We start from the raw sequence: 23,727 nt of genomic DNA, 5'->3' as shown, positions 1-23,727 counted from the left end.
CAGGGGGGTATTGGCCCTATATGCAGCGCTCGTTTTTCACCCAAACCGAGGTTATCCCCCGGACCCCCTGAAAGGTTAGCCGCCCATGACTGAGCCGACCACGGTCTACGCCAACACCTCCGCGCTGATCGCTTCCGAGGAGCCGGATTTTCCGAGCTTCCTGTTCTCCTCCAGGGAGTTGCATCGGTCCGTCAAGGTGTTCAAGAAGGGGTTCGACGGGCTGCTGACCTATGCGGTGAAGTGCAATCCGTCGCCGCACATCATCCGGCAGCTGCACGAGGAAGGGCTCAAGGCCTTCGACGTCGCCTCCAACATGGAAATGGAGCTCGTCCGCGACTACGCTCCGGGCGCGGCGATGCACTACAACAACCCGATCAAGAACAAGCGCGAGATCGAGCGCGCCTACAACGAGTTCGGGGTCCGCTCGTTCACTATCGACCATCCGCAGCAACTGGACCAGCTGGCTGCCGTGGTGTCGCCGAGCCGCGATATCGAGGTTACGACGCGCTTCAAGGCCGGCAAGGCCCTGAAGTCGTATGACTTCGGCATCAAGTTCGGCGTGATGCAGGACGGCGCGGCCGAGATCGTCAAGCTGGTCGAGCAGATGGGCTACACGCCCTCGCTGTGCTTCCACGTCGGCTCGCAGTGCGAGGACGTCTACGCCTACGAGCGCCACATCGCGGCAGCGGCAAAGATCGCCGAGGAATCGGGGATCACGCTGAAGCGGTTGAACATCGGTGGCGGCTATCCGGCCCCCTACCCGACGTCCGAAGCGCCGCCGATGGACTACTACTTCGAGACCATCGCGCAGGCGGTGAAAGACAATTTCGGCGGTCACAAGCCGGAGCTGATCATCGAGCCCGGCCGGGCGCTGGTGACGTCGTCCACCTCGCTGCTGCTGCGGGTGAAGCACCAGCGCGGCGGGCAGTCGGTGTATCTCAACGACGGCGCCTACGGCGCGCTGATGGAAGTGAAGTTCATGCACTTCACGCCGCCGACGCGCGTCTGGCGCGGGCCGCGGCTGCACGACAACGATGGCGAGTTCTCGGACTTCACCATCTGGGGCCCGACCTGCGACAGCTATGACGTGCTGCCGCAGATCTTCACCCTGCCCTCGGACGTGGACGAGGACGACTGGATCGAGTTCGGCCTGATGGGCGCCTACACCCAGGCCTCGCTGACGCCATTCAACGGCTTCTGGCGCCGCGACCAGTACTGGGTCGACGAAGTCTATACCGGCAAGGACATGGCGCCGGCGGAGTAGTGGCTGTCAGGACGAGACAACGAAGGCCCCCGCGTGAGCGGGGGTCTTTGTTTTTGGGGGCGCAGTCTCTTGCCACGAACCCGTTGTCATCCCGGCGAACGCCGGGATCCATCTCCCGGCCGGCGCTGGCGGAGGCTTGGATCCCTGCCTCCGCAGGGATGACAGCCCGTGGGTGTGGTGCGTTCTCGGGAACGGCGCTAGATTGAGCACATCAGTCCCTTGGAGGAGGGGTCAGATGCATGCGGGGATCTATCTGGGCGCGGTCGTTCTGATCGGCTTTGTGCTTTGGGGCGCGACTCTGTTCTGGCGGGGGCGGGTTGTCGACCGCGAGGAGCGGCACGAGACGCGGGCCGAGCGGCGGCGCCTGCAGCACAAGATCAAGAGTTCCGCACCGCACCACTGAGCGACGCCGCTAGAGCAGTTTTTCGATCGGACCTGCGAGTTCGGCGGGTTCGGTCTTGGAGGCGAAGCGCTGGACTTTCGTGCCGGTGCGATCGACGAGGAACTTGGTGAAGTTCCACGGGATCAGCTGGACGCCGAGCAGTCCGGGCGCCTTGCGCTTCAACCAGTTATAGAGCGGCAGCGAGTTGCGGCCGTTGACGGTGACCTTGCCGAACATCGGGAAGGTGACGTGGTAGTTGAGGTCGCAGAAGGCGGCGATCTCGGCTTCGGTGCCCGGCTCCTGCTCGCCGAACTGGTTGCAGGGGAAGCCGAGGACGACGAGGCCGCGGTCCCTGTAGGTCTCGTAGAGTTTTTCGAGACCGGCATACTGCGGGGTGAAGCCGCATTTGCTGGCGACGTTGACGACCAGCACGACCTTGTCGGCGTAGGCGGAAAGCGGTTGCGGTGTCCCGTCGAGCAAGGGGGCGGAGAAATCATAAAGCGTGGCCAAAGCAACGACTCCTGAACTGGCAATGACCCTGCCCTATTCCTCGCGCCTGGTCTCGTCCAATCGCTTTTCAGAGAGGTTGCGCACGGCCGCGTCGCGCTGCTTTTCGGCTTTCGTGCGGCCGAACTTCACGCGGTTCTCGGCAGCGAGCTGCTCCTTGTCGGCGCGAGCCTTGGCCTTGCGGGCCCTGGAGAGTGACAGGATGTCGGCCATGGGGAACTCCTGATCAGGCAGCACGCGGCAGCATCAGATAGACACTGTCGCACCATTCGCTGCCGACAAGGAAGGTATGTTCGGCCCTGCCTGTCTCGACAAAGCCCAGCTTGTGCAGCAGGGCCAGGGAAGCGGCGTTGCGCGGATCGACGTCGGCAGTGATGCCGTCGATCGGGTGCGTTGCAAAGGCGTAGCGAAGAAAGGCCGTGGCTGCCTCGGTGCCGATCCCCCTGCCCCAAGCGTCGGGATGCAGGATGAAGCCGAACTCTGGCATGTTCCAGATGCCGATATTGCCGACGACCTTGTCGTCCTGCGCGATGACCCACTCGTCGCGGGCCGGATCGCCGCTGAAGAACTGCTGCTCGAACCAAGCCTCGGTAACCGCCATCGACTGGTGCGGCAAGGTCGACCAGTAGCGCATCGCCCGGGGCGACGACAGGATCGCGTGAAACGCGGCAAGATCGGACGGAACGGCGCGCCTGAGGACAAGCCGCGCCGTACGGAGTTGCATCACACCAGCCGGCTCTGCGCTCGCGCCGCTTCGATGAAGCTGGCGAAGAGCGGGTGCGGCTCGAACGGCTTGGACTTCAGTTCGGGGTGGAACTGCACGCCGATGAACCACGGGTGATCGGTGCGCTCGACGATCTCGGGCAGCTTGCCGTCGGGCGAGATGCCGGAGAACAGCAGGCCGTTCGCCTCCAGCACCTTGCGGTAGTTCATGTTCACTTCGTAGCGGTGGCGATGCCGCTCGGTGATGCGGGTGGTGCCGTAGATGTCGGCGACGCGGCTGCCCTTGGCGAGGTGGGCCGGGTAGGAACCGAGGCGCATGGTGCCGCCGAGGTCGCCCTCGGACGAGCGCGTCTCCTTCTCGTTGCCCTTGGTCCACTCGGTCATCATGCCGACGATCGGCTCCTTGGTGGGGCCGAACTCGGTGGACGAGGCGTTCTTTATCCCGGCAGTGTTGCGGGCGGCCTCGATGCAGGCCATCTGCATGCCGAAGCAGATGCCGAAATACGGCACGTCCTTCAGACGCGCGAAGCGGGCGGCCTGTATCTTGCCCGCTGATCCGCGCTCGCCAAAACCGCCGGGAACGAGGATGCCGTGGATGTGCTCGAGATAGGGTGCGGGATCCTCGTGCTCGAAAATCTCGCTGTCGATCCAGTTGAGATTGACCTTCACCCGGTTGGCGATGCCGCCGTGGACCAGCGCTTCGGAGAGCGACTTGTAGGCGTCCTTGAGGCCCGTGTACTTGCCGACGATGGCGATGTTGACCTCGCCCTCGGGGTTGTGGAGGCGGGTCGAGACGTCCTGCCAGGCGCTGAGGTCGGGCTCGGGCGCGTCGGTGATGCCGAAGGCGGCGAGGACTTCGTTGTCCAGCCCTTCCCTGTGGTAGGCGAGCGGCACGTCGTAGATCGAGGCGACGTCGAGGCCCTGGATCACGGCGCTTTCGCGCACATTGCAGAACAGCGCCAGCTTCTTGCGCTCCGACTGCGGGATCGGGCGGTCGCAGCGCACCAGCAGCAAGTCGGGGGAGATGCCGATGGAACGCAGGGTGGCAACCGAGTGCTGCGTGGGCTTGGTCTTCAACTCGCCGGCCGACGGAATGTAGGGCATCAGCGTCAGGTGCATGTAGACGGCGTGGCCGCGCGGCACTTCGTTGCCGAACTGGCGGATGGCTTCGAAGAACGGCAGTCCCTCGATGTCGCCGACCGTGCCGCCGACCTCGACGAGGACGAAGTCGAAATCCTCGTTGCCCTCGCGGATGAAGTCCTTGATGGCGTCGGTGACGTGGGGGATGACCTGGACGGTGGCGCCCAGGTAGTCGCCGCGGCGCTCCTTGGCGATGATGTCGGAATAGATGCGGCCGGTGGTGATGTTGTCGCGCTTGTTGGCGTGGCGGCCGGTGAAGCGCTCGTAGTGGCCGAGGTCGAGGTCGGTTTCGGCCCCGTCGTCGGTGACGAACACTTCGCCGTGCTGGGTGGGCGACATCGTGCCCGGATCGACGTTGAGATAGGGGTCGAGCTTCCTCAGGCGGACCTTGTAGCCGCGCGCCTGCAGCACCGCGCCAAGAGCCGCGGAGGCAAGACCCTTGCCCAAGGAGGAGACCACGCCACCGGTGATGAAAACGTACCGAGCCATGGGCCTTTATCCTATCCGGTCGAAGTTCTGATTCTCAAGGGCGCCGCCGATCACGTCTGGCAGGGCCCCCACACAAAAAGAAGAAGGGGATGTTGCCATCCCCTTCCCCGGTTCGCTGTCGCGGCGGCCTCAGTTGGCGGGCGCCGCAGGTTGCTCGGTCGTTGCCGGCGCCGCAGGCACCGGCAGATCCGACGCGGCCGGCGCCGGCGTCGTCGTTGCGCCGGCAGCCGGGGCCGCAGGAGTCGTGCCGGCCGCCGGGGCCGCCGGAGCGGTGGTGTCGGTCGGAGCCGGAGCGGCGGGGGCCGGGACCGGCAGGTCGCTGCCCTGGGTCTGCTTCTGCATCTGCTGGATCGCGTCGAGCACGGTGGTCGGCTGCGTACCGGTCTGCTGGGCAGCGCGCTCGAGGATGGTGCTCGTGCCGCCGCGATCGATTTCCGTGAGGATGGTGAGGCCGATGGCCGAGGCGAAGAACAGCGCCGCGAGGATGGCAGTGGTGCGGGTCAGCAGGTTGGCGGTGCCGCGCACCGAGATCAGGCCGGTCGAGTTGGCTGAGCCCATGCCCAGACCGCCGCCCTCGGAGCGCTGCAGCAGGATGACTGCGATCAGCGCGAGCACGATCATGAGATAGGCGACGATCAATACTGTGGCCATTGAACCCAGGCTTTCGATTTCGGTTTGGCGCGCCTTCTACACGCGCGCCAACACAAATGCCAGCGTCATGCGCTGCCATTTTCGGCAGGCCGGATCGCCGGTGGCTGGACGAGGTCCAGTGCTTCAGACCGCCGAGATAATGGCGTGGAAGTCGTTTGCCAAGAGGCTTGCGCCGCCCACGAGGCCGCCATTGACGTTGGCGATGGCCAGGATCTCGGCGGCGTTGGAGGGTTTCATCGACCCGCCATAGAGGATGCGGACGGCGCTGCCGCGCTCGCCGAAGCGGGTTTCGAGCTCACGGCGGATGGTCAGGTGCATCTGCGCGATGTCGGCGGAGGTGGGCGTGCGACCGGTGCCGATGGCCCAGACCGGCTCGTAGGCGACGACGATCCCCTTGCCCGTCCACTCGGCGGGAATCGACGCGGCGATCTGGTCGACGACGACGCTGCCAGCCTCGCCGGCATCGCGCTCGGCTTCCGTCTCGCCCACGCAGATGATGGGGATGAGGTCGGCGGCCATGGCGGCAAGCGCCTTGAGGCGGACCGTCACGTCGGATTCGGCGTGGTTGGTGCGGCGCTCGGAGTGTCCGACGATGACATACTGGGCCCCGGCATCGGCGAGCATCGCGGCGCTGACGTCGCCGGTATGGGCCCCGGAGGTGGCGGTGTGGCAGTCCTGACCGCCGGTGACGATGCCGGCCGGACCGGCGATTTCGCTCAGGCGCTCGAGCAGCGTCGCGGGCGGGCAGATGACGATGGTACAGCGCGGCGGGGTGCCTGCGGCAAGCCTGTCGGCCAGGTTCCGGACCTCACCCAGCGAGACGCTGGTGCCGTTCATCTTCCAGTTGCCAGCGATCAGCGGGGTAATGGGTGCGGTCACCGTGACTCTCCTTGTGCTTGCCTATTGCGGGAGATTGCCATAACCCCGCCTCCTGATGTGCCTTGCGGCACAAACTCGACCCTGTCTAGTATCCGCCGCCCGCCGGGGAGGCGGACGTTGTTGGATTTGTTTCGATGCTCGAAGGTTTGCGCCATCTCACGACCACCTGGTTCGGCAAGATTCTGGGGGTCTTTCTGCTGATCGGCCTGGCCGGTTTCGGTATCTCGAACGTCATCCTGCAGTTCGGGTCAAGCACGGTAGCGACCGTCGCGGGGCAGGACATTTCCATCAAGGACTACCAGCGCGCCTACGACAGCCAGATCAACGCGCTGGCGCAGCGGTTCGGCCGCGTCCCGACGCTGGAGGAAGCGATCTCGCTGGGCGTGCCCGGCGCGGTGATCGACCGGTTGTCCGGCGAGGCGGCGGTGAACAAGTTCGCCACCGACATGGGGATCGGGGTTTCCGAGGACCGGCTGAGCAAGATGCTGCGCGAGGACCCCAACTTCGCGAGCGCCCTCGGCCAGTTTGACCGCGCGACGTTCGTCCGGGCGCTGCAGCAGAGCGGTTATACCGAGGCCGAGTATTTCGACCTCCAGACCCGGGCCGCGCGGCGCCAGCAGCTGGTCAGCGGCCTGCTGGCGGGCGTGCCGGTTTCGGCGACGGCGGTCGACATCATCAACCGCTATGCGGCCGACACCCGGTCCATCGACTATTTCGTGCTCAATGCGCAGACGCTGCCGTCGGTGGCCGAACCCACCGAGGACGAACTGGCGACCTACCTGAAGGACCACCAGGCCGATTTCCGCACCAAGCCGACGCGCAATGTCGAGCTGCTGGCGCTGTCGCCGGACGTGATCGCAAGCACCAAGACCATCACCGACGAACAGGTCGCGGCCGAGTACGAGCGGACCAAGGACAGCCGGGTCAAGATCGAGAAGCGCACGATCGAGCAGGTCGCGCTGACGACGCCGGAGCTCGAGAAGGCCTTCACCGACGGCCAGGCGGCGGCAACGCCGATCGCCGATGTGCTCAAGGCAACCGGCGCCACTCCGACGATCCTGGGGACGCTGAGCAAGGCCGAGGTTACCGACTCGTCCCTGGCGGACGCCGCGTTCGGCCTCAAAGCGGCCAACGACTACACCATCATCGAGGGCATCGGCGCCAAGCGGGCGGTGATCGTGACGGCGATCGAGGCGGGCGGCCAGGTCTCGCTCGATGATTCGAAGGACGCGATCCGCAAGCAGCTGGCACTGGCCGAAGCGCGCAGCGAATACGGCGACATCCTCGACCAGATCGAGGAACTGCGCGCCGCCTTCAAGCCGCTCACGGAGATCGCCGACCGCTTCGGGCTGAAGACCTTCACCCTGGCGATGACGCCGGGGGCGCCGGAGCTGCCGGTGCAGCCCGACCTGTCGGCTGACGATGTCAGCAAGATCGCGACGACGGTGTTCAACGCGACGCAGGGCGAGCTGTCGCCGACCATTACGCTCAGCTCGAACCGCGCCATGTTCTTCGACCTGAAGAGCGTCCAGGACGCGCGCGACCAGTCGCTGGACGAGGTTCGCGACGCCGTGAAGACGGCCTGGACCAATGCCAAGACCGAAGAGGCGATGACGGCGCAGGTCGCCAAGATGCTGGACGAGCTCAAGGCCGGGAAGTCGATCGCCGACGTCGCCAGCGAGGTTGGCCAGTTCCCGACCCTGAGCCAGCCGCTGAAGCGCTCGGGCGACGGCACGCCGGTGCTGAACCAGGCGGTCGCCAACGAGGTGTTCAACGGCGGGCCCGATCACTTCGGGTCGGCAGTGAACGGCGACGGCGACCATGTGGTCTTCAAGGTGGCCGAAGTGGTTCAGGCGGCCGCCGACGCCACGCCGCAGGCCAAGCAGTATGTCGAGGACACGACTCGCGAGAGCGTCTACCAGGCGCTGCTCGCCGGGCTGAAGAGCGATGCCGGCCTGCGCATCAACCAGCAGGTCATGAGCCAACTGCTGAATACCGGCACGGTCCAATGAGTACTGACGGCCAGTTCAGCGGCTTTGCGGCCGGCTACGATGCCGGCCGGGCCCAGATCGTCTTCCGCCGCGTGGTGGCGGATCTGGAGACGCCGATCGGCGCCTACCTGAAGCTGGCCGAGGGGCGCAAGAACACGTTCCTGCTCGAGAGCGTGCAGGACGGGGCGACGCGCGGCCGCTACTCGATGATCGGGTTCGATCCCGACATCATCCTCCGGGTCGTGAAGGGCGCGGCGAGCATCAACCGCAACGCCGGGCTGACGCCCGAGGCCTTCGAGCCGGTGAGCAAGGCGCCGCTCGAGGTGTTGCGGGCGCTGGTTGCGGAGAGCCAGGCCGACGTGCCGGAAGGGCTGCCCTCCACCGCGGCGGGCATCTACGGCTATCTCGGCTACGACATGGTCCGGCAGATGGAAGTGCTGCCCGACCGGCACGAGGACGAGCTGGGGTTCCCCGAGTCGATCCTGATGCGGCCCTCCGTACTGGCCGTGTTCGATACGCTGAAGGACGAGCTCTACCTGACGGCGCCGGTCTATGTGCGGGCCGGCGTGACGGCGCGGCAGGCCTGGGAAGCGGCGCAGTCGCGCATCGACGATGCGGTGGCGCGGCTCGGACGCACCCTGCCCTACACCGCGGCGCCGCCGGAACTCGACAGGATCGAGGTGAAGTCCAACACCACCAGGACCGAGTATGCGCGGATGGTGGAGGACGCCAAGGACTACATCCGGGCGGGCGACATCTTCCAGGTGGTGCTGAGCCAGCGCTTCGAGGCGGAATTCACGCTGCCGCCGACGGCGCTCTACCGGGCGCTGCGCCGGACCAACCCCTCGCCCTACATGTACATGCTGGATTTCGGCGATTTCGCCGTCGCGGGCTCGAGCCCGGAAATCCTCGTGAAGGTCGAGAAGGGCCAGGTGACGATCCGCCCGATCGCCGGCACGCGCAAGCGCGGTGCGACGCCGACGCGCGACAAGGAACTGGCGGACGAACTGCTGAGCGATCCCAAGGAGCTGGCCGAGCACCTCATGCTGCTGGACCTCGGCCGCAACGATGTGGGCCGGGTGGCCAAGATCGGTAGCGTCAAGGTTACGGACAAGTTCTTCCTCGAGTACTACTCGCACGTCATGCACATCGTCTCGAACGTGGTGGGCGAGCTCGATCCCAAGTACGATTTCGTCGATGCGCTGGCCGCCGGCTTCCCGGCCGGCACGGTGTCCGGCGCGCCCAAGGTGCGGGCGATGGAGATCATCGACGAGCTGGAGAAGTCGCGCCGCGGCATTTATGGCGGGTGCGTGGGCTATTTCGGCGCCGACGGGACGATGGACACCTGTATCGTGCTGCGCACCGCGATCGTGTCGAAGGGCAAGATCTACGTGCAGTCCGGCGCCGGGATTGTGGCCGACAGCAAACCCGAGCTCGAGCAGCTCGAATGTGAGAACAAGGCGCGCGCGCTGTTCAGCGCGGCCGAGGAAGCGCTGCGCTATGCCGGCGAGGCGAGGGTCGGGCAATGAGCCGTGGCGTCACCCTCACCGCCGTCGTTCCGGCGAAAGCGGGAATCCATGTCTTCTTTCGATGGCGAGGCTAACACCGAAACGGAGGTTCCCGCTTTCGCGGGAATGACCCGGTGGTCAGTCGGGATACTGTGGTAGACCAGCAGGGTCCCGGTGATAGAAGGGCTGCAAGGAGCAAGTGGCCGGAATGAGACTTCTCGTCATCGATAACTACGACAGCTTCACCTACAACCTCGTCCATTTCCTTGGCGAACTGGGCGCGGAGAGCGAGGTGCGGCGGAACGACAAGATCACCCTCGATGAGATCGCCGATATGGCGCCCGACGCCATCGTGCTGTCGCCCGGGCCGGCGACGCCGGACACGGCCGGCATCTGCCTCGGGCTGATCGAGCGGTTCGCACCGACGATGCCGATCCTCGGTGTCTGCCTGGGACACCAGGCGCTGGGCCAGGCTTTCGGCGGCGAGGTGATCCGCGCGCCGGAGTTGATGCATGGCAAGACCAGCAAGATCAACCACACCGGCAAGGGCCTGTTCCGCGGACTCAACTCGGGCTTCGAGGCGACGCGCTATCACTCGCTGATCGTTAAGGCCGCGACGCTGCCGGATACGCTCGAAGTCACGGCGTCGACCGATGACGGGCTGATCATGGGCATGCAGCACCGGCGCTACCCGAGCCATGGGGTGCAGTTCCACCCCGAGAGCATCGCGAGCGAGAACGGGCACGCGATCCTGCAGAACTTCCTGAACCTGGCCCGGGACTTCAACCTCAAGAAGGCAGCGTGATGGAAATCAAGGCGGCTCTCAACAAGATCGCGTCGCGCCAGGACCTCACCGGCGAGGAAATGCGCGCGGTGATGTCGACGATCATGGAGGGCGGTGCGACGCCGAGCCAGATCGGCGCGTTCCTCATGGGCATGCGGGTAAAGGGCGAGACGGTGGGCGAAATCGCCGCCGCGGTGTCGATCCTGCGCGAGAAGATGGTGCCGGTCGAGGTCGACGAGCCCGAGGGCACGATCGATATCGTCGGCACGGGTGGCGACGGAGCGGAGACGCTCAACATCTCGACCGCAGCCTCGATCGTCACGGCTTCGGCAGGCGTGCCGGTTGCCAAGCATGGCAACCGCGCGCTGAGCTCGAAGTCCGGTGCGTCGGACGTGCTGCAGGCGCTCGGGATCAAGATCGACATCGGGCCGGACAAGATCAGCCAGTGCATCCGCGAGGCCAGGATCGGCTTCATGTTCGCGCCGGCCCACCATCCGGCGATGAAGCATGTCGGCCCGACGCGCATGGAAATGGGCACCCGCACGATGTTCAACCTGCTCGGTCCGCAGTCGAACCCGGCCGGGGCGCGGCGCTACATGCTTGGCGTCTACGACAAGAAATGGGTGGAGCCGGTGGCGGCCGCGCTGCTGGCGAACCGCGCCATCTCGGCCTGGGTCGTGCATGGCGCCGACGGGCTGGACGAGCTGTCGACGACGGGCCCGAGCTTCGTCGCGTCGATCAAGCGCGGCGACCTGCGCAGCTTCGAGATCAAGCCCGAGGATGCGGGCCTGCCCCGGGCGACCATCGCCGACCTGAAGGGCGCCGATCCCGCCTACAATGCCGGGCGGCTGCGCGCGCTGCTCGACGGCGTGAAGGATCCCTATCGCGACGTGGTGCTGCTCAACGCCGCCGCGGCGCTGATCGTGGCCGGCCGCGCCGATACGCTGAAGCTGGGTGCAGACCTCGCGGCACGGGAGATCGATTCCGGCCGTGCCAAGGCAACTCTCGACAAACTCATCGCGGTTTCGAACGGCTGACATGTCCGACATCCTCTCCAAGATCGAAGTCTACAAGCGCGAGGAGATCGCGGCGGCCAAGACCTTGAGGCCGTGGAACGAGGTGGTGGCCGAGGCGCATGACGCGCCCCCGGTTCGGCGCTTCCTCTCCGCGCTCAAGAAGAAGCGCGCCGAGAACCAGTTCGCGCTGATCGCCGAGGTGAAGAAGGCGAGCCCGTCCAAGGGCCTGATCCGCCCCGACTTCAACCCGGCAGAGATCGCGCGGGCCTATGAGCTGGGCGGCGCGGCGTGCCTGTCGGTGCTGACCGACCGGCCGAGCTTCCAGGGCGCGCCGGGCTACCTGCTCGAGGCGCGCAACGCCACGCGCCTGCCGGTGCTGCGCAAGGACTTCCTGTTCGAGACCTACCAGGTGGCCGAAAGCCGGGCCTGGGGCGCGGATTGCATCCTCATCATCCTCGCGGCGGTGACCGACGACACGGCGCGCTACCTGCTCGATGCGGCCGAGGAGTGGGGCATGGACGCGCTCGTCGAGGTGCATGACCAGATCGAGCTCGACCGGGCGCTGGGGCTAAATGCCGAGTTCATCGGCATCAACAACCGCAACCTGAGGACGTTCGAGACGACGCTCAATACCTCGGTGACGCTCGCCGGCGGGGTGCCGGAGGGCGTGCACCTGGTGTCCGAGAGCGGCGTCAACACGCATGCCGACCTGCTGCGCCTCGAGAAGGCCGGGATCGGCACGTTCCTGGTGGGCGAGAGCCTGATGCGGCAGGATGACGTGGCTGCCGCGACGATGACCTTGCTGCGAGGCTGACGATGGCCCTCACCCACCTCAACCAGCGTGGGGAAGCCCATATCGTCGACATCGGCGAGAAGGCGGTGACGCGCCGACGCGCCGTGGCGACGGCCCGGCTCGAGGCCAGGCCCGAGACGGTGGCGCTGATACTCGGCGGCACGCTCAAGAAGGGCGACGCGCTGGCCGTGGCGCGCGTCGCGGGCATCATGGCGGCCAAGAAGACGTCGGAACTGATCCCGCTCTGCCACCCGATCCCGCTGACCAGCGTCAGCGTCGAGATCACCGGCGAGGGCCCTGCTCTGCTGGTGACGGCCACGGCTGAAACGACGGCCCAGACCGGCGTCGAGATGGAAGCGATGACGGCGGCTTCGGTCGCGGCGCTCACGCTCTACGACATGGCCAAGTCGCACGACCGGGCGATGCGGATCGCCATGGTTCAGCTCGAGGAGAAGTCGGGCGGCAAGTCGGGAGAGTTCCGCCGATGATGCCGGTCGATGAGGCCATAGAGCGGATCTTCCGCAAGCTCCCGACCCTGGGCAGCGAGACGGTGCCGCTGGCGAAGGCGCATGGGCGCGTGCTGGCCAGGCCGCTCGTTGCGACGCACAGCCAACCGCCGTTCGATGCGAGCGCCATGGACGGATACGCGGTGCGCGCTGCCGAGGTGGTGCCCGGTCGGCCGCTGAAGCTCGCCGGGACATCGCAGGCCGGGGCGCGCTTCGTGGGCATGATGGAGCACGGCCAGTGCGTCCGCATCTTCACCGGCGCGCCGATGCCGATCGGCGCCGATGCGGTGATCATGCAGGAAGAGGCAACCGCCAAGGGCAACCAGATCAGCTTCGAGAAGGTGCCCAAGCCCGGCCAGAGCGTGCGCCGGCAGGGCTTCGAGTTCCTGCGCGGCACGGAACTGCTCCCCGCCGGCGTGGGGCTGACGCCCGCCATGCTGAACCTGGCGGCCTCGGCAAACCGGCCGGAACTACAGGTAACCAGAAGGCCACGCGTTGCGATCGTCGCGACGGGCGACGAACTGGTGCCGCCGGGCTCGTTGCCTGGTCCGGACCAGATCATCGCGTCCAACTCCTATGGCCTGGTGCCGATGCTGTCGCCGTATGCCGAGGAGGTGATCGACCTCGGCATCGTCAAGGACGACAAGGGCCTGATCGAGGCCGCGCTGCTCCGCGCCTTCGATGCCGGCGTCGACGTGCTGGTGACCACCGGCGGTGCGAGCGTGGGCGAACGCGACTATGTGCAGGAGGTGCTGCGCGACCTCGGCGTGCAGCTCGACTTCTGGAAGCTGCGGATGCGGCCGGGCAAGCCGCTGATGTTCGGGACGCGCGGCAAGACGCTGGTGTTCGGGCTGCCGGGCAATCCGGTGTCGGCGCTGGTGACGGCGACGATCATCCTCAAGCCGACGCTTCGGGCCATGGTTGGCCACACCGATCCGTTCTGGCCGCGCATCGCGCTGCCGACGCTGCAGGGGCTGCCGCCCAACGGGCCGCGCCGGCACTACATGCGGGCCAGCCTCAGCCGCAACGAGATCGGCTACCTGCAGGTGACGCCGATCTTCGAGACGGATTCGAGCCACTCGACCTCGCTGGCTCTCGCCGACGCGCTGATCGTCGTGCCGGAGGATGACCCCGGCGTGCCGCCGGGCGCGATCGTCGACGTGATCCCGCTCAACTGGGGCTGACCGGGCGGCGCTAACGCCATATTTACCGCGCTGTTGCAGAACATAACTGGAACGGATACAACAACGTTCAGTCTTTGTTCCGATTCTGCTCACGGGGCCGCCATGCTGACGCGCAAGCAACACGAACTGCTGATGTTCATCCACGAGCGGATGAAGGAATCCGGTATTCCGCCCTCCTTCGACGAGATGAAGGATGCGCTCGACCTGCGCAGCAAGTCGGGCATCCACCGCCTGATCACGGCGCTCGAGGAGCGCGGCTTCATCCGCCGCCTGCCCAACCGGGCGCGAGCGCTCGAGGTGATCAAGCTGCCGGACTCGATGAACCCCTCGCTGGGCGGACGAAAGGCCCGGTTCGAGCCGTCGGTGATCGAGGGCAATCTCGGCAAGGTGGCAGCGCCCCCTGCCCGCGCATCGGCCGTCGCGCCGGCTGGCGACTACCGGGCGGTGACCGTTCCGGTGATGGGGCGCATCGCAGCGGGTACGCCCATCGAGGCGATCCAGACGCACAGCCACACCATCATGGTCCCGCCCGAGATGCTCGGGCCAGGCGAGCACTATGCGCTCGAAGTCCGCGGTGACTCGATGATCGAGGCCGGCATCTTCGATGGCGACACCGTCCTGATCAAGAAGCAGGACGCGGCGTCGACGGGCGAGATCGTCGTCGCGCTGGTCGATGACGAGGAAGCAACGCTGAAGCGGCTGCGCCGGCGCGGCAATTCGGTGGCGCTCGAGGCGGCCAACCCGGCCTACGAGACCCGCATCTTTCCCCCTGACCGGGTGAAGGTACAGGGCCGGCTGGTTGGTCTCCTGCGCAAGTACTGATTTCAGACCCTGCTGCCAATCGGGTCTACTGGGGCCGGCCTTGCGCCGGCCCTTTTTCCTTTGGAATCGAACCCGCTGGCCTGCAAACGCACTTTGGCTGGATCGGCAAAGCGGCTAGGGTCCGCGCCGTCGCCGGATCGGATGCTTTTGCGTCCATCCTACTGGACGAGTGGACAGCCTTCCCGTTTGCACTCTAGGCGGCGTCGGTTCGATGCGCGGTGAACGGGCCGTGCGAGGGAGTGGGACTATTGGCGGGACAGGTCGAGTGGGTCGCGGTCGATTGGGGAACATCCAACCTGCGGGCCTGGGGTATCGATGCCGATGGCGGGATTGCGTTCTCGCGATCGTCACCCGACGGGATGGGCAAGCTTAGCCGGGAACAGTATCCGGGCGTGCTGACGGCCTTGCTGCAGGGTGTCGCCGACGACGTCAGCGAAGTGCTGATCTGCGGCATGGCCGGCGCGCGACAGGGCTGGGCGGAAGCGCCCTACCTCGACGCGCCAGCAGAGCTCGGCAAGCTCGCCGCGGGGGCCGTGGCGCCGGACATGCCGGGCCCGCTCCATCCGCGCATCCTGCCCGGCGTCTGCCTGCGCGATCTAGGTGCGGAAGACGTCATGCGTGGCGAGGAAACACAGTTGCTCGGGCTCTCGGCACTCGTTCCCGGGTTCTCCGGCCTCGCGGTCATGCCAGGCACGCACAGCAAATGGGCCATGCTCGAGGGCACCCGGCTGACGCGCTTTTCGAGCGCGATGACGGGCGAGATCTTCGAACTCCTGCGCACCCATTCGGTGCTGCGGCACTCGCTCGGCGGCGAGCTCGAGGGAGAGGATCGCGACCTCGGCTTCGATGCCGGGCTCGACCAGGGGCTCACCCATCCGGAGCGGCTGACCGCGACGCTGTTCAAGGTGCGGGCCGGCTCGCTGCTCTCGGGCCGCAGTTCGGCCTGGTGCGCGGGCTTCCTGTCGGGACTGCTGATCGGCGCCGAGATCGGCGGACAGCGCGACTGGATCGGCAGCGCGGAGATTCCGCTCATCGGCAGCGTCGGGCTGTGCGGCCTCTACCAGATCGGTTTCGAGCGGCTGGGCGCGAAGACACGCGTCGTCGACGCCACGGATGCGACGCTGGCCGGGCTCAAGGCCGCGAGACAAGGGTAACGGACATGGATCATCGCCACATCATCGCCATCCTGCGCGGCATCACGCCTGCAGAAATGCTGCCGGTCTGCACGTCGCTGGTCGAGGCGGGCATCACCCTGATCGAGGTGCCGCTCAATTCGCCCGAGCCGCTGCGCTCGATCGGCGAGGCGGCCAAGGCCTTCGAGGGCCGCGCCCTGATCGGCGCCGGCACCGTGCTGGCGCGCTTCGAGGTGGACGAGGTGGCCGACGCCGGCGGCAGCTTCATCGTCTCGCCCGACACCAACCCCGCCGTGATCGGGGCAACGGTGGAGCGCGGGCTCGCCTCCTATCCGGGCGTGTTCACGCCCACCGATGCGTTCACCGCCATCCGCTCGGGGGCAACCGGGCTGAAGTTCTTCCCCGCCGAGGTGCTGGGGCCCAAGGGCATCAAGGCGATGAAGGCGGTGCTGCCGCCGACCGTTCCGCTTTACGCCGTGGGCGGGGCGAACCCCGACAATTTCGGCGAGTACTTCGCCGCCGGCTGCGCCGGGTTCGGGCTCGGAACCTACATCTTCAAGCCGGGGATGAGCGCCGCCGACGTGGCGCAGCGCGCTGCCGCCGCCGTTCTTGCCTATGACCAGGGGAAACCACAATGAACCGGAAGGCCGAGCTTTTCGTCGATAGCCGCTGCGAACTGGGCGAAGGTCCGTTCTGGCACCCGCTGCTCGAGCGGCTGTTCTGGTTCGACATCCTGAACCGCACGATGCTGAGCGCCGGCACGGATGGGCACATCGTCGACCGCATCGTGTTCAAGGATACGGTGAGCGCGGCCGCCGTGATCGACCGCGATACGCTGGCGGTGGCCCAGTCAGGGACGCTGCTGCGCTACGACTTCGCGTCGGACACGTCGACGCCGATCATCGGCATCGAGGACGACGTGCCGGGCAACCGGACCAATGACAGCCGCATGGATCGCGCCGGCGGGTTCTGGATCGGCACGATGGGCCGCAAGGCCGAGCCGGGCGTGGGCGGAGTGTACCAGTATCGCGCCGGCAAGCTGACCAAGGTGATCGAGAACATCCGCATCCCCAACTCGATCTGCTTCTCGCCGGACGGACGAACCGCCTATTTCACCAATTCGGGCAAGATGATCGTCAAGTGCACGCTCGACCCCGAGACCGGGCTGCCGGCCGGTCCCTGGGAGGACTTCTACACGATGGATGGCCTCGGTGGCGCCGATGGATCAGTGGTCGATTCCGAGGGCTTCGTGTGGAATGCCCGCTGGGGTGGCGGGGCGGTGATCCGCATCTCGCCCGAGGGCAAGCTCGACCAGGTGATCGAGGTGCCCGGCGTCACGCGCGTCAGCTGTCCGGCCTTCGGCGGCAAGGACATGAAGACGCTCTACCTCACCACGGCGCGTGAAGGCATGACGCCCGAAGAGGAGGAGCGCGAGCCGACCGCCGGCAGCGTGTTCGCCATCGACGTCGACGTGCCCGGCCTCGCCGAACCCTTCCTCAAGCTCTGAGACCAACCGTGCCTGTTCCTGCTATTGGCGTCTGCTACTATCCCGAGCACTGGCCGTCCGAATGGTGGGAAGAGGATGCCCGCCGCATGGCGGAAGTGGGCATCGAGTATGTCCGCATCGGCGAGTTCGCGTGGTCGCGGCTGGAGCCGAGGCCGGGCGAGCTGAACTTCGACTGGCTCGTGCAGTCGATGGATACGCTGGGCCGGCACGGGCTCAAGGTGATCGTCGGCACGCCGACGGCGACACCGCCACGCTGGCTGCTGGACAAGCATCCCGACATGCTGGCGGTAGACAGGCACGGTCGGCCGCGCGGCTTCGGCTCGCGCCGGCACTATGATTTCTCGCACCTCGGCTACCGCGAGGAATGTGCGCGGATCACGCAGCTGCTGATCGAGAAGGTGGGCAACCACCCTGCCCTCGCCGGCTGGCAGACCGACAACGAGTATGGCTGCCACGACACGGTGCTCTCCTATTCCGAGGCGGCGCGGCAGGGCTTCCGCCGCTGGCTGGCGGAGCGCTATGGGACCGTGGAGGCGCTGAACGAGGCCTGGGGCGGCGTGTTCTGGTCGATGGACTACAACCGCTTCGACCAGATCGACCTGCCCAACCTCACCGTCACCGAGGCTGCGCCGACGCACTGGCTGGATTTCCGGCGCTACTCGTCGGCGCAGGTAGCAGCGTTCAACAAGGTACAGTTCGACCTGATGAAAGCGGCGCGGCCCGACCTGCCGGTGATCCACAATTTCATGGGGCGCTTCACCGAGTTCGACCACTACGAATTGGCCGCGACCCTGGACGTGGCGAGCTGGGATTCCTACCCGATCGGTCACCTCGCGGTTTCCAATGAGAGCGACGAGGTCAAGGCCGCCTATTTCCGCCAGGGCGAGCCCGATGCGCAGGGGTTGCAGCACGACATCTACCGGGCCGTCGGGCACGGCCGCTGGTGGATCATGGAGCAGCAGCCGGGCCCGGTGAACTGGGCCGAGTACAACCCCGATCCGCTGCCGGGCATGGCGCGGCTCTGGGCCTGGGAGGCCTTCGCGCACGGGGCCGAGGTGGTGAGCTACTTCCGCTGGCGCCAGGCACCGTTCGCGCAGGAGCAGATGCATGCCGGCCTGCTGCGGCCCGACAGCAAGGAAGCGCCGGGCTATTTCGAGGCCGAACAGGTGGCGCGCGAGCTCAAGGAGCTCGGCATCGACGGGGTGGCGCGCAAGGGCCGCGTCGCCATCGTCTACGACTACCAGAGCGAGTGGGCCTGGCAGATCCAGCCGCAGGCCAAGGGTTTCTCGCATCACCAGCATGTGCGCAACTGCTACGTGCCGCTGCGCAAGCGCGGCGTCGACGTGGACATCCTGCCGCCGTCGACGACCGACTTTGCCGGCTATGACGTTGTGATCATCCCGGCCCTGTTCAGCTGGAACGAGCCGTTGCGCGAGGCCATCGCCAACTATGAGGGGCACCTGCTGATCGGGCCGCGCTCGGGGTCAAAGACCGAGAACTTCTCCATCCCCGCCGCGCTTGCACCGGATCTGCCGCAGAACCTGCTCGACGCGCGCGTGGCCCGCGTCGACAGCACCGATCCGCGCCGGACTGTGTCGGTGAAGGGCGGCGGCGCCGTCGGGCACTGGCGCGAGCGACTGGAGACACGGGCCCAGGTGGTGATCGAGGACGAGGAGGACTTCCCCGTGCTTGTCGCGCAGGGCAGGCTCCACTACCTCGCGGCAAGCGGGGACCGGGCGCTGATGCAGCGGATCATCGACCACATGCTGTCCGAAGCCGAGGTGCCGACGCTCGACCTGCCAGCCGGGGTGCGCTGCCGGACGCGCGGCAAGTGGCGCATTTACCTTAACTACGGCGACACCGTGGCGCGGCTTTCGCCGGCAGCGGACGAGAGCGGCTATGTGCTGGGCGGCGCCGAGATTGCCGCCGCCGGCGTCACGGTGGCGCTACTCGCCACGGCCGGTTGACCGGCGGGACGGCGGGGCGCACGTCGAAGCGGCGCGCCGCCTGGTCCCACCGCAGCCATTGCACGCCGCCGCGCGCCAGCGCATCGGCATCGATCACCGTTGGCGCGCTGCAAGTCGAAGGTACGGAGCGGCGGGCGATGACAATGTCGGCCATCGCGCAGTCCTCGTAGAAGCCGGCCGGGTCCTTCACCAAAGCGACCGCAAAACCACTCGGGCTGAGGCCGAAGCAGCCGATGCTGTCGCAACTGAGCGGCGAGTTCGCCTCGATGGGGACCGAATAGGTTTCTCGCCAGACATCGACCGCGAAGCTGTCCGACTTGCCGGAAACAAGCGCCATGTCGCCTTCCACACGCATGGCAATGGCCTGCGTGGTGTCCGCGATCAGCAGGTCCGGCGGATTGTCGAGGGCGACCAGGACGATGAGCGGGATGGCCGCGGCGGGGCCGATCAGGCGATGCCACGTCGGCAGGAATGTGAACCAGGAGAAAGCCGCGGTGCCGATGCCGAGCGCCAGCGGGGTGAGCAGCGGGCTGTGGTCGAGCCCGGCGCTCCAGCCGGCGACGATGTGACCGAGCGCAAGCATCACGTCGATGGACCAGCCCATGATGGCGAGGAACGGCGCTTCCCAGCCGAGCGGCATCAGTAGCGTGGCGACGACGGCCGACGGCATCATGACGAAGCCGACCAAAGGCAGGGAGACCAGGTTGCCGAGGACGCCGAGCGGCGAGGTCTGCTGGAAGTGGTAGACCGAGAACAGCAGGGTTGCGAGGCCGGCGATGACGCTGGTGAGCACGATGCCCCAGAGGTAGCCGCCCACCTTGGCGACGATCGAGCTATTGCGCTCATCGTGATGTCGCATCATCTCCCATGCCGCGATCAGTGCGACGACGGCCGCGAACGAGAGCTGGAAGCTGGGGCGGAAGATGCTCGAAGGATCGGTGACGATCACCAGCAGTGCGGCGATGGCGACGTTGCGCATGGTGAGCGCACGACGGCCGAAGACGATGGCGCCCAGCACGAGCACCAGCATGATGGTGGAGCGCAGCGCCGCGACATTGCCGCCGGAGATCGCGAAGTAGCCCAGCGCGGCAAGTACGGCGCCGCCGGCGGCAACGCGCTTGACCGGCACAAGGCCATGGATCGGGCCGATGGTCGCGAGCCCCATGCGCAGCGCCACGAGGACCAGGCCGGCGACAATGGTGAGGTGGAGCCCGGACACGGACAGCACATGGGCCAGGCCGGCCGACGCCATGGTGTCGCGGGCCTCGTCGGAAACGGCGCTCTGGTCGCCGTTGATGAGGGCACGCGCGATGCCAGCCGCTGGCTGCCGGAGGTGTGCGTCGATGTGGGCGGCAATGGCGCGGCGGATGCTGTCGATGACGCGTTCGTGCGCCGACGCATCACCCACGGCCAGGCGCTCGAAGCCACCCGTGGTGTTGCCGTAGGCGCCGACGCCGTCGAAATAGGCATGGAACTGGGTGTCGAAGCCGTTCGGGACGACCGGTCCGGGTACGCCGTAGAAGCGCACCGGGGCGCGGATGATGTCGCCGGGGGCGAGGCCCGATCCGGCGCGGATGACGACGCGCGCACGGCGGATCGGCACTGAGCGGGCGTCGCCGGCGGGCGTGATGGCCGAGACGATGGCGCGGACTTCGTCGCCCGTCGCCGAGACGATCTCGTCGACGCGCATCTCGTACGTGCCGTAGGCCGGGCGGGCCAACATGGTGGTCCCGAACAGGGCGCCATGGATCGGCAGGAGACAGAAGCCAAGCCAAACCATGGCCACGAGGCTCAGCAGACGAAGCAGAGCAAGGCGGTTGTGGAGGGCCGCGAGAAGGACTGCCAGGATGGCGCCAACGGCAGCCAGGGCCCACGGGGGCGGCGTCTCGGGCACGGCGACGGCGGCGACGAGCCCGGCGACGAGGCCATAGGGCCAGAGCAGGAAGAGGCGGCGATGCTCGAGCGCCGACGAGATGCTCGCCGCCAGCCCGGCCAGCGGCATCGCGCGCGTGCCGCGCGTGGGGGAGGAAGGCACAGGCGGGGACAGCCGTACCGGCCCCGGCTTCAGTTCGGCCCCTGCCTTGAGAGTGTCCGTCATCGGGTGCCCCCGCCCTGCGCGACCGATGTTACACGGCTCCGGGCGAAGGGCCAGTGGCGCTCAGGCGGCCGGGGCCAGCCACCGAACGCAGTTGGCGATGAAAGTCGCGTTCGATCCGCTCGCGAACATGTCGCGGCCGGTGTCGTCCGAACTGGCCATGAAGCCGGAATCACCGGTCCCGACCACCCGGCCCCTGCCGGACTCGGCCGCCACGGCGAAGCGATGGCGACTGTCGGCGGTGAAGTGCGCGATCGCGATCGCCCCAGGTCCAGCGGCGATGGAGGTGGAGTTGCGCACGACAATGCTGTCGCAGCCCGCGGTCAGTTCGTGGCGGGAAAGCTCGATCCCCGGGAAACCGGCGATCGTGGCATCGATGAAGCCGAACGGCAGGTCCAGGGCGAGCGCCACCTGCTGCTGCGGAGAAATGAAGTGCCGGTGGTTGGCCATCAGCAGCAGCCCGCCTCCGTTCCTGACGAAATCGCGGATCGCCTCAAGTTCGGAGGGGGTGAACGGCAGGTCCTGCGAGCGGCTGGCGATGATCAACAGGCCGGCCACGGCGAGGGTCTGGTTGTCAGGACGGGCGACCAAGAAGCGATGGCCGAGCTCCGCGAGCATATGTTCGAGACCGGTGAGGCGCCTGCCCTTCCAGTGGCCGGAGCGCTCCGGCGCGGCCCGATAGAATTCACCCTCGCTGCCGGCAGCGCGGATGGCCTGATGGCTCAATGCATCCATGACGACAGTGGTCATCGGCTCTTTCTCGCGCCCCTGCTGGAGCGATGCCTTGCTCGCAACCGGGTGTCAACGTCCCTGCCCTTGCGCTTGCCGCGCCGGGTGCTTACACAGCCCGCAGACGCCACCACTCCGGGACCTTTCACCGACAATGGCCACCCCCGTCGTCACCCGCTTTGCTCCTTCGCCCACGGGCTACCTCCATATCGGTGGAGCGCGCACAGCCCTGTTCAACTGGGCTTTCTCGCGCCACACCGGCGGCAAGATGCTGCTCCGGATCGAGGACACCGACCGGGAACGCTCGACCGAGGCCGCCGTGCAGGCGATCTTCGAGGGGCTCAAGTGGCTCGGCCTCGACTGGGACGGCGAGCCCTACATGCAGTTTTCGCGCGCCGCGCGGCACGCCGAGGTAGCCAACGAGCTGCTGAAGCGCGGCCAGGCATACTACTGCTATTGCTCGCCCGAGGAACTGGCCGAGATGCGTGAGACGGCGCGCGCCAATGGGCTGCCGCCGCGCTACAATGGCTACTGGCGCGACCGCGACCCCTCCGAGGCCCCGGCCGGCGTGGCTCCCGTGATCCGCATCAAGGCGCCGCCGTCGGGCGAGATTCGCGTGCACGACCACGTGCAGGGCGAGGTGGTGTTCAAGGCCGAGAACCTCGACGACTTCATCATCCTGCGCTCCGACGGCACGCCGACCTACATGCTGGCCGTGGTGGTGGACGACCACGACATGGGCGTCACCCACATCATCCGCGGCGACGACCACCTCACCAACGCGGCCCGCCAGATCGTGATCTACAACGGCATGGGCTGGGACGTGCCGGAGATGAGCCACATCCCGCTGATCCACGGGCCGGACGGGGCCAAGCTGAGCAAGCGCCACGGGGCGCTCGGCGTCGAGGCCTACCGGCAGATGGGCTACCTCCCCGAGGCGCTGCGCAACTACCTGGCGCGGCTGGGCTGGAGCCATGGCGACGACGAGATCTTCTCCACCGCGCAGATGGTCGAGTGGTTCAGCCTCGATGCGCTCAACAAGGGCGCGGCACGCTTCGACTTCGTCAAGCTAGAGAACATCAACGGCCACTATATCCGCGAGGCCCAGCCGCAGCGGCTCTACGACGTGATGCTGGCGACGGCCGAGGAAGTGGGGCGGCTCACCGATGCCGAAGGCCTCAGGAACAACAAGGACACGGTGCTTGCCGCCCTGCCCGAGCTGCAGCCTCGCGCCAAGACCGTGCTCGAGCTGATCGACCTGGCCCAGTTCATCTACGCGGTGCGACCGCTGAGCATCGACCAGGCGGCGTCCGACCAGCTGTCCGCCGATGCACGCAGCAACATCGGGGCCTTCGCTGAAATCCTGAAGGGGTTGAACGAGTGGTCCGTCGACGCCATCGACGCGGCGGCAAGAGCCTTCGCGGAGACGCGCGGGCTCAAGCTCGGCAAGGTGGCGCAACCCCTGCGCGCGGCCCTGACCGGACGTACGGTCTCGCCGGGAATTTTCGAGGTGATGGTGCTGATCGGGCGAGACGAAACGCTCGCCAGACTGGGCGATCAGGCGGCCTGATGCATATTGGGAAATGTGATTAGGTCAGGCGTGTTCCCCCACCTGTTGCGCAGGTGGGGGTATATGCGTTACCCCACTGCCACCTGC

At 67.0% G+C, this 23,727-nt stretch carries 23 protein-coding genes; 15 read left to right on the top strand and 8 right to left on the bottom strand.

The features are described 5' to 3' along the window. Nucleotides 1-85 precede the first annotated feature (85 nt). Together J0I99_RS01885 and J0I99_RS01880 are read left to right on the top strand one after the other, a co-directional pair. Nucleotides 86-1,264 carry a hypothetical protein gene (locus J0I99_RS01885; RefSeq protein WP_291390374.1) on the top strand — a complete coding sequence of 393 codons (1,179 nt, stop codon included), beginning with the start codon at nt 86-88 and terminating at the stop codon, nt 1,262-1,264. Nucleotides 1,265-1,499: 235 nt separating this feature from the next. Then, nucleotides 1,500-1,667, top strand: a complete 168-nt coding sequence (locus J0I99_RS01880) for a hypothetical protein (protein ID WP_291390375.1) — start codon at nt 1,500-1,502, stop codon at nt 1,665-1,667. 9 nt (nt 1,668-1,676) lie between these two features. Here J0I99_RS01880 and J0I99_RS01875 read toward each other — a convergent pair whose 3' ends face one another. The 6 genes from J0I99_RS01875 to tpiA all read right to left on the bottom strand — a co-directional run bounded on the left by J0I99_RS01875 (nt 1,677) and on the right by tpiA (nt 6,035). Next, nucleotides 1,677-2,156, bottom strand: coding sequence for a glutathione peroxidase (locus tag J0I99_RS01875; RefSeq protein WP_291395489.1), 480 nt, complete (start codon nt 2,154-2,156; stop codon nt 1,677-1,679). A 33-nt stretch (nt 2,157-2,189) separates the two neighbouring features. Then, a complete protein-coding gene (locus J0I99_RS01870; RefSeq protein ID WP_291395487.1) occupies nt 2,190-2,366 on the bottom strand; it encodes a DUF4169 family protein in 177 nt (58 codons plus the stop codon). Between the two features lie 13 nt (nt 2,367-2,379). Next, a complete protein-coding gene (locus J0I99_RS01865) occupies nt 2,380-2,877 on the bottom strand; it encodes a GNAT family N-acetyltransferase (RefSeq protein WP_291395485.1) in 498 nt (165 codons plus the stop codon). Then, the gene (locus J0I99_RS01860) at nt 2,877-4,505 is read right to left on the bottom strand and encodes a CTP synthase (protein ID WP_291395483.1); all 1,629 of its coding nucleotides are present in this window, start codon (nt 4,503-4,505) and stop codon (nt 2,877-2,879) included. Before J0I99_RS01860 ends, J0I99_RS01865 begins: the two co-directional genes overlap by 1 nt. A gap of 129 nt (nt 4,506-4,634) precedes the next feature. Next, a complete protein-coding gene (secG, locus tag J0I99_RS01855; protein ID WP_291390384.1) occupies nt 4,635-5,156 on the bottom strand; it encodes a preprotein translocase subunit SecG in 522 nt (173 codons plus the stop codon). A 123-nt stretch (nt 5,157-5,279) separates the two neighbouring features. After that, nucleotides 5,280-6,035 carry a triose-phosphate isomerase gene (gene tpiA, locus J0I99_RS01850; protein WP_291395481.1) on the bottom strand — a complete coding sequence of 252 codons (756 nt, stop codon included), beginning with the start codon at nt 6,033-6,035 and terminating at the stop codon, nt 5,280-5,282. A 134-nt stretch (nt 6,036-6,169) separates the two neighbouring features. On the opposite strand from tpiA, the gene J0I99_RS01845 reads away from it, so the two are divergent. The 12 genes from J0I99_RS01845 (at nt 6,170) to J0I99_RS01790 (ending at nt 19,246) form a co-directional block, all read left to right on the top strand. Then, a complete protein-coding gene (locus J0I99_RS01845; protein ID WP_291395479.1) occupies nt 6,170-8,047 on the top strand; it encodes a peptidylprolyl isomerase in 1,878 nt (625 codons plus the stop codon). After that, a complete protein-coding gene (trpE, locus tag J0I99_RS01840; RefSeq protein WP_291395477.1) occupies nt 8,044-9,555 on the top strand; it encodes an anthranilate synthase component I in 1,512 nt (503 codons plus the stop codon). The genes J0I99_RS01845 and trpE overlap by 4 nt, the downstream gene beginning before the upstream one ends. Before the next feature lie 187 nt (nt 9,556-9,742). Next, complete coding sequence (locus tag J0I99_RS01835; protein ID WP_291394173.1) at nt 9,743-10,339, top strand: aminodeoxychorismate/anthranilate synthase component II; 597 nt, start codon at nt 9,743-9,745, stop codon at nt 10,337-10,339. Continuing rightward, nucleotides 10,339-11,355, top strand: a complete 1,017-nt coding sequence (trpD, locus tag J0I99_RS01830; RefSeq protein ID WP_291395475.1) for an anthranilate phosphoribosyltransferase — start codon at nt 10,339-10,341, stop codon at nt 11,353-11,355. The genes J0I99_RS01835 and trpD overlap by 1 nt, the downstream gene beginning before the upstream one ends. A gap of 1 nt (nt 11,356) precedes the next feature. Further along, entirely contained in the window at nt 11,357-12,148 is a 792-nt protein-coding gene (gene trpC / locus J0I99_RS01825; protein WP_291395473.1) for an indole-3-glycerol phosphate synthase TrpC, read from the top strand. Further along, the gene (gene moaC / locus J0I99_RS01820; RefSeq protein ID WP_291394178.1) at nt 12,145-12,615 is read left to right on the top strand and encodes a cyclic pyranopterin monophosphate synthase MoaC; all 471 of its coding nucleotides are present in this window, start codon (nt 12,145-12,147) and stop codon (nt 12,613-12,615) included. The genes trpC and moaC overlap by 4 nt, the downstream gene beginning before the upstream one ends. Then, nucleotides 12,612-13,817 (top strand): gephyrin-like molybdotransferase Glp, encoded by a 1,206-nt coding sequence (gene glp, locus J0I99_RS01815; RefSeq protein ID WP_291395471.1) that lies wholly within the window; start codon nt 12,612-12,614, stop codon nt 13,815-13,817. Before moaC ends, glp begins: the two co-directional genes overlap by 4 nt. Nucleotides 13,818-13,919: 102 nt before the next feature. Next, on the top strand, nt 13,920-14,639 hold the full coding sequence (lexA, locus tag J0I99_RS01810) for a transcriptional repressor LexA (RefSeq protein ID WP_291395469.1): 720 nt from the start codon (nt 13,920-13,922) through the stop codon (nt 14,637-14,639). Between the two features lie 248 nt (nt 14,640-14,887). Beyond that, nucleotides 14,888-15,793, top strand: coding sequence for a 2-dehydro-3-deoxygalactonokinase (locus J0I99_RS01805; protein WP_291395467.1), 906 nt, complete (start codon nt 14,888-14,890; stop codon nt 15,791-15,793). 5 nt (nt 15,794-15,798) lie between these two features. Continuing rightward, nucleotides 15,799-16,410 (top strand): 2-dehydro-3-deoxy-6-phosphogalactonate aldolase, encoded by a 612-nt coding sequence (locus tag J0I99_RS01800; RefSeq protein ID WP_291395465.1) that lies wholly within the window; start codon nt 15,799-15,801, stop codon nt 16,408-16,410. Continuing rightward, entirely contained in the window at nt 16,407-17,279 is an 873-nt protein-coding gene (locus tag J0I99_RS01795) for an SMP-30/gluconolactonase/LRE family protein (protein ID WP_291395463.1), read from the top strand. The genes J0I99_RS01800 and J0I99_RS01795 overlap by 4 nt, the downstream gene beginning before the upstream one ends. A gap of 8 nt (nt 17,280-17,287) precedes the next feature. Then, complete coding sequence (locus J0I99_RS01790) at nt 17,288-19,246, top strand: beta-galactosidase (protein WP_291395461.1); 1,959 nt, start codon at nt 17,288-17,290, stop codon at nt 19,244-19,246. Here J0I99_RS01790 and J0I99_RS01785 read toward each other — a convergent pair. Then, complete coding sequence (locus J0I99_RS01785; RefSeq protein WP_291395459.1) at nt 19,215-21,344, bottom strand: ComEC/Rec2 family competence protein; 2,130 nt, start codon at nt 21,342-21,344, stop codon at nt 19,215-19,217. The two genes, J0I99_RS01790 and J0I99_RS01785, sit on opposite strands and share 32 nt — an antisense overlap. 60 nt (nt 21,345-21,404) lie before the next feature. Continuing rightward, entirely contained in the window at nt 21,405-22,091 is a 687-nt protein-coding gene (locus J0I99_RS01780; RefSeq protein WP_291395457.1) for a DUF4350 domain-containing protein, read from the bottom strand. Nucleotides 22,092-22,224: 133 nt separating this feature from the next. Here J0I99_RS01780 and gltX point away from each other — a divergent pair, with 133 nt between their 5' ends. Next, entirely contained in the window at nt 22,225-23,640 is a 1,416-nt protein-coding gene (gene gltX / locus J0I99_RS01775) for a glutamate--tRNA ligase (RefSeq protein ID WP_291390305.1), read from the top strand. Nucleotides 23,641-23,727 lie beyond the last annotated feature (87 nt).

The organism is Devosia sp., from assembly GCF_017307495.1.
Classification (GTDB): domain Bacteria; phylum Pseudomonadota; class Alphaproteobacteria; order Rhizobiales; family Devosiaceae; genus Devosia_A.
This window is presented reverse-complemented; position numbering and strand designations above follow the sequence as displayed.

Coding starts and splice junctions, on each gene's coding strand:
- J0I99_RS01885 (WP_291390374.1), top strand. CDS start 86: ATGACTGAGCCGACCACGGTCTACGCCAACACCTCCGCGCTGATCGCT.
- J0I99_RS01880 (WP_291390375.1), top strand. CDS start 1,500: ATGCATGCGGGGATCTATCTGGGCGCGGTCGTTCTGATCGGCTTTGTG.
- J0I99_RS01870 (WP_291395487.1), bottom strand. CDS start 2,366: ATGGCCGACATCCTGTCACTCTCCAGGGCCCGCAAGGCCAAGGCTCGC.
- J0I99_RS01865 (WP_291395485.1), bottom strand. CDS start 2,877: ATGCAACTCCGTACGGCGCGGCTTGTCCTCAGGCGCGCCGTTCCGTCC.
- J0I99_RS01860 (WP_291395483.1), bottom strand. CDS start 4,505: ATGGCTCGGTACGTTTTCATCACCGGTGGCGTGGTCTCCTCCTTGGGC.
- secG (WP_291390384.1), bottom strand. CDS start 5,156: ATGGCCACAGTATTGATCGTCGCCTATCTCATGATCGTGCTCGCGCTG.
- J0I99_RS01845 (WP_291395479.1), top strand. CDS start 6,170: ATGCTCGAAGGTTTGCGCCATCTCACGACCACCTGGTTCGGCAAGATT.
- trpE (WP_291395477.1), top strand. CDS start 8,044: ATGAGTACTGACGGCCAGTTCAGCGGCTTTGCGGCCGGCTACGATGCC.
- J0I99_RS01835 (WP_291394173.1), top strand. CDS start 9,743: ATGAGACTTCTCGTCATCGATAACTACGACAGCTTCACCTACAACCTC.
- trpD (WP_291395475.1), top strand. CDS start 10,339: ATGGAAATCAAGGCGGCTCTCAACAAGATCGCGTCGCGCCAGGACCTC.
- trpC (WP_291395473.1), top strand. CDS start 11,357: ATGTCCGACATCCTCTCCAAGATCGAAGTCTACAAGCGCGAGGAGATC.
- glp (WP_291395471.1), top strand. CDS start 12,612: ATGATGCCGGTCGATGAGGCCATAGAGCGGATCTTCCGCAAGCTCCCG.
- lexA (WP_291395469.1), top strand. CDS start 13,920: ATGCTGACGCGCAAGCAACACGAACTGCTGATGTTCATCCACGAGCGG.
- J0I99_RS01800 (WP_291395465.1), top strand. CDS start 15,799: ATGGATCATCGCCACATCATCGCCATCCTGCGCGGCATCACGCCTGCA.
- J0I99_RS01795 (WP_291395463.1), top strand. CDS start 16,407: ATGAACCGGAAGGCCGAGCTTTTCGTCGATAGCCGCTGCGAACTGGGC.
- J0I99_RS01785 (WP_291395459.1), bottom strand. CDS start 21,344: ATGACGGACACTCTCAAGGCAGGGGCCGAACTGAAGCCGGGGCCGGTA.
- J0I99_RS01780 (WP_291395457.1), bottom strand. CDS start 22,091: ATGACCACTGTCGTCATGGATGCATTGAGCCATCAGGCCATCCGCGCT.
- gltX (WP_291390305.1), top strand. CDS start 22,225: ATGGCCACCCCCGTCGTCACCCGCTTTGCTCCTTCGCCCACGGGCTAC.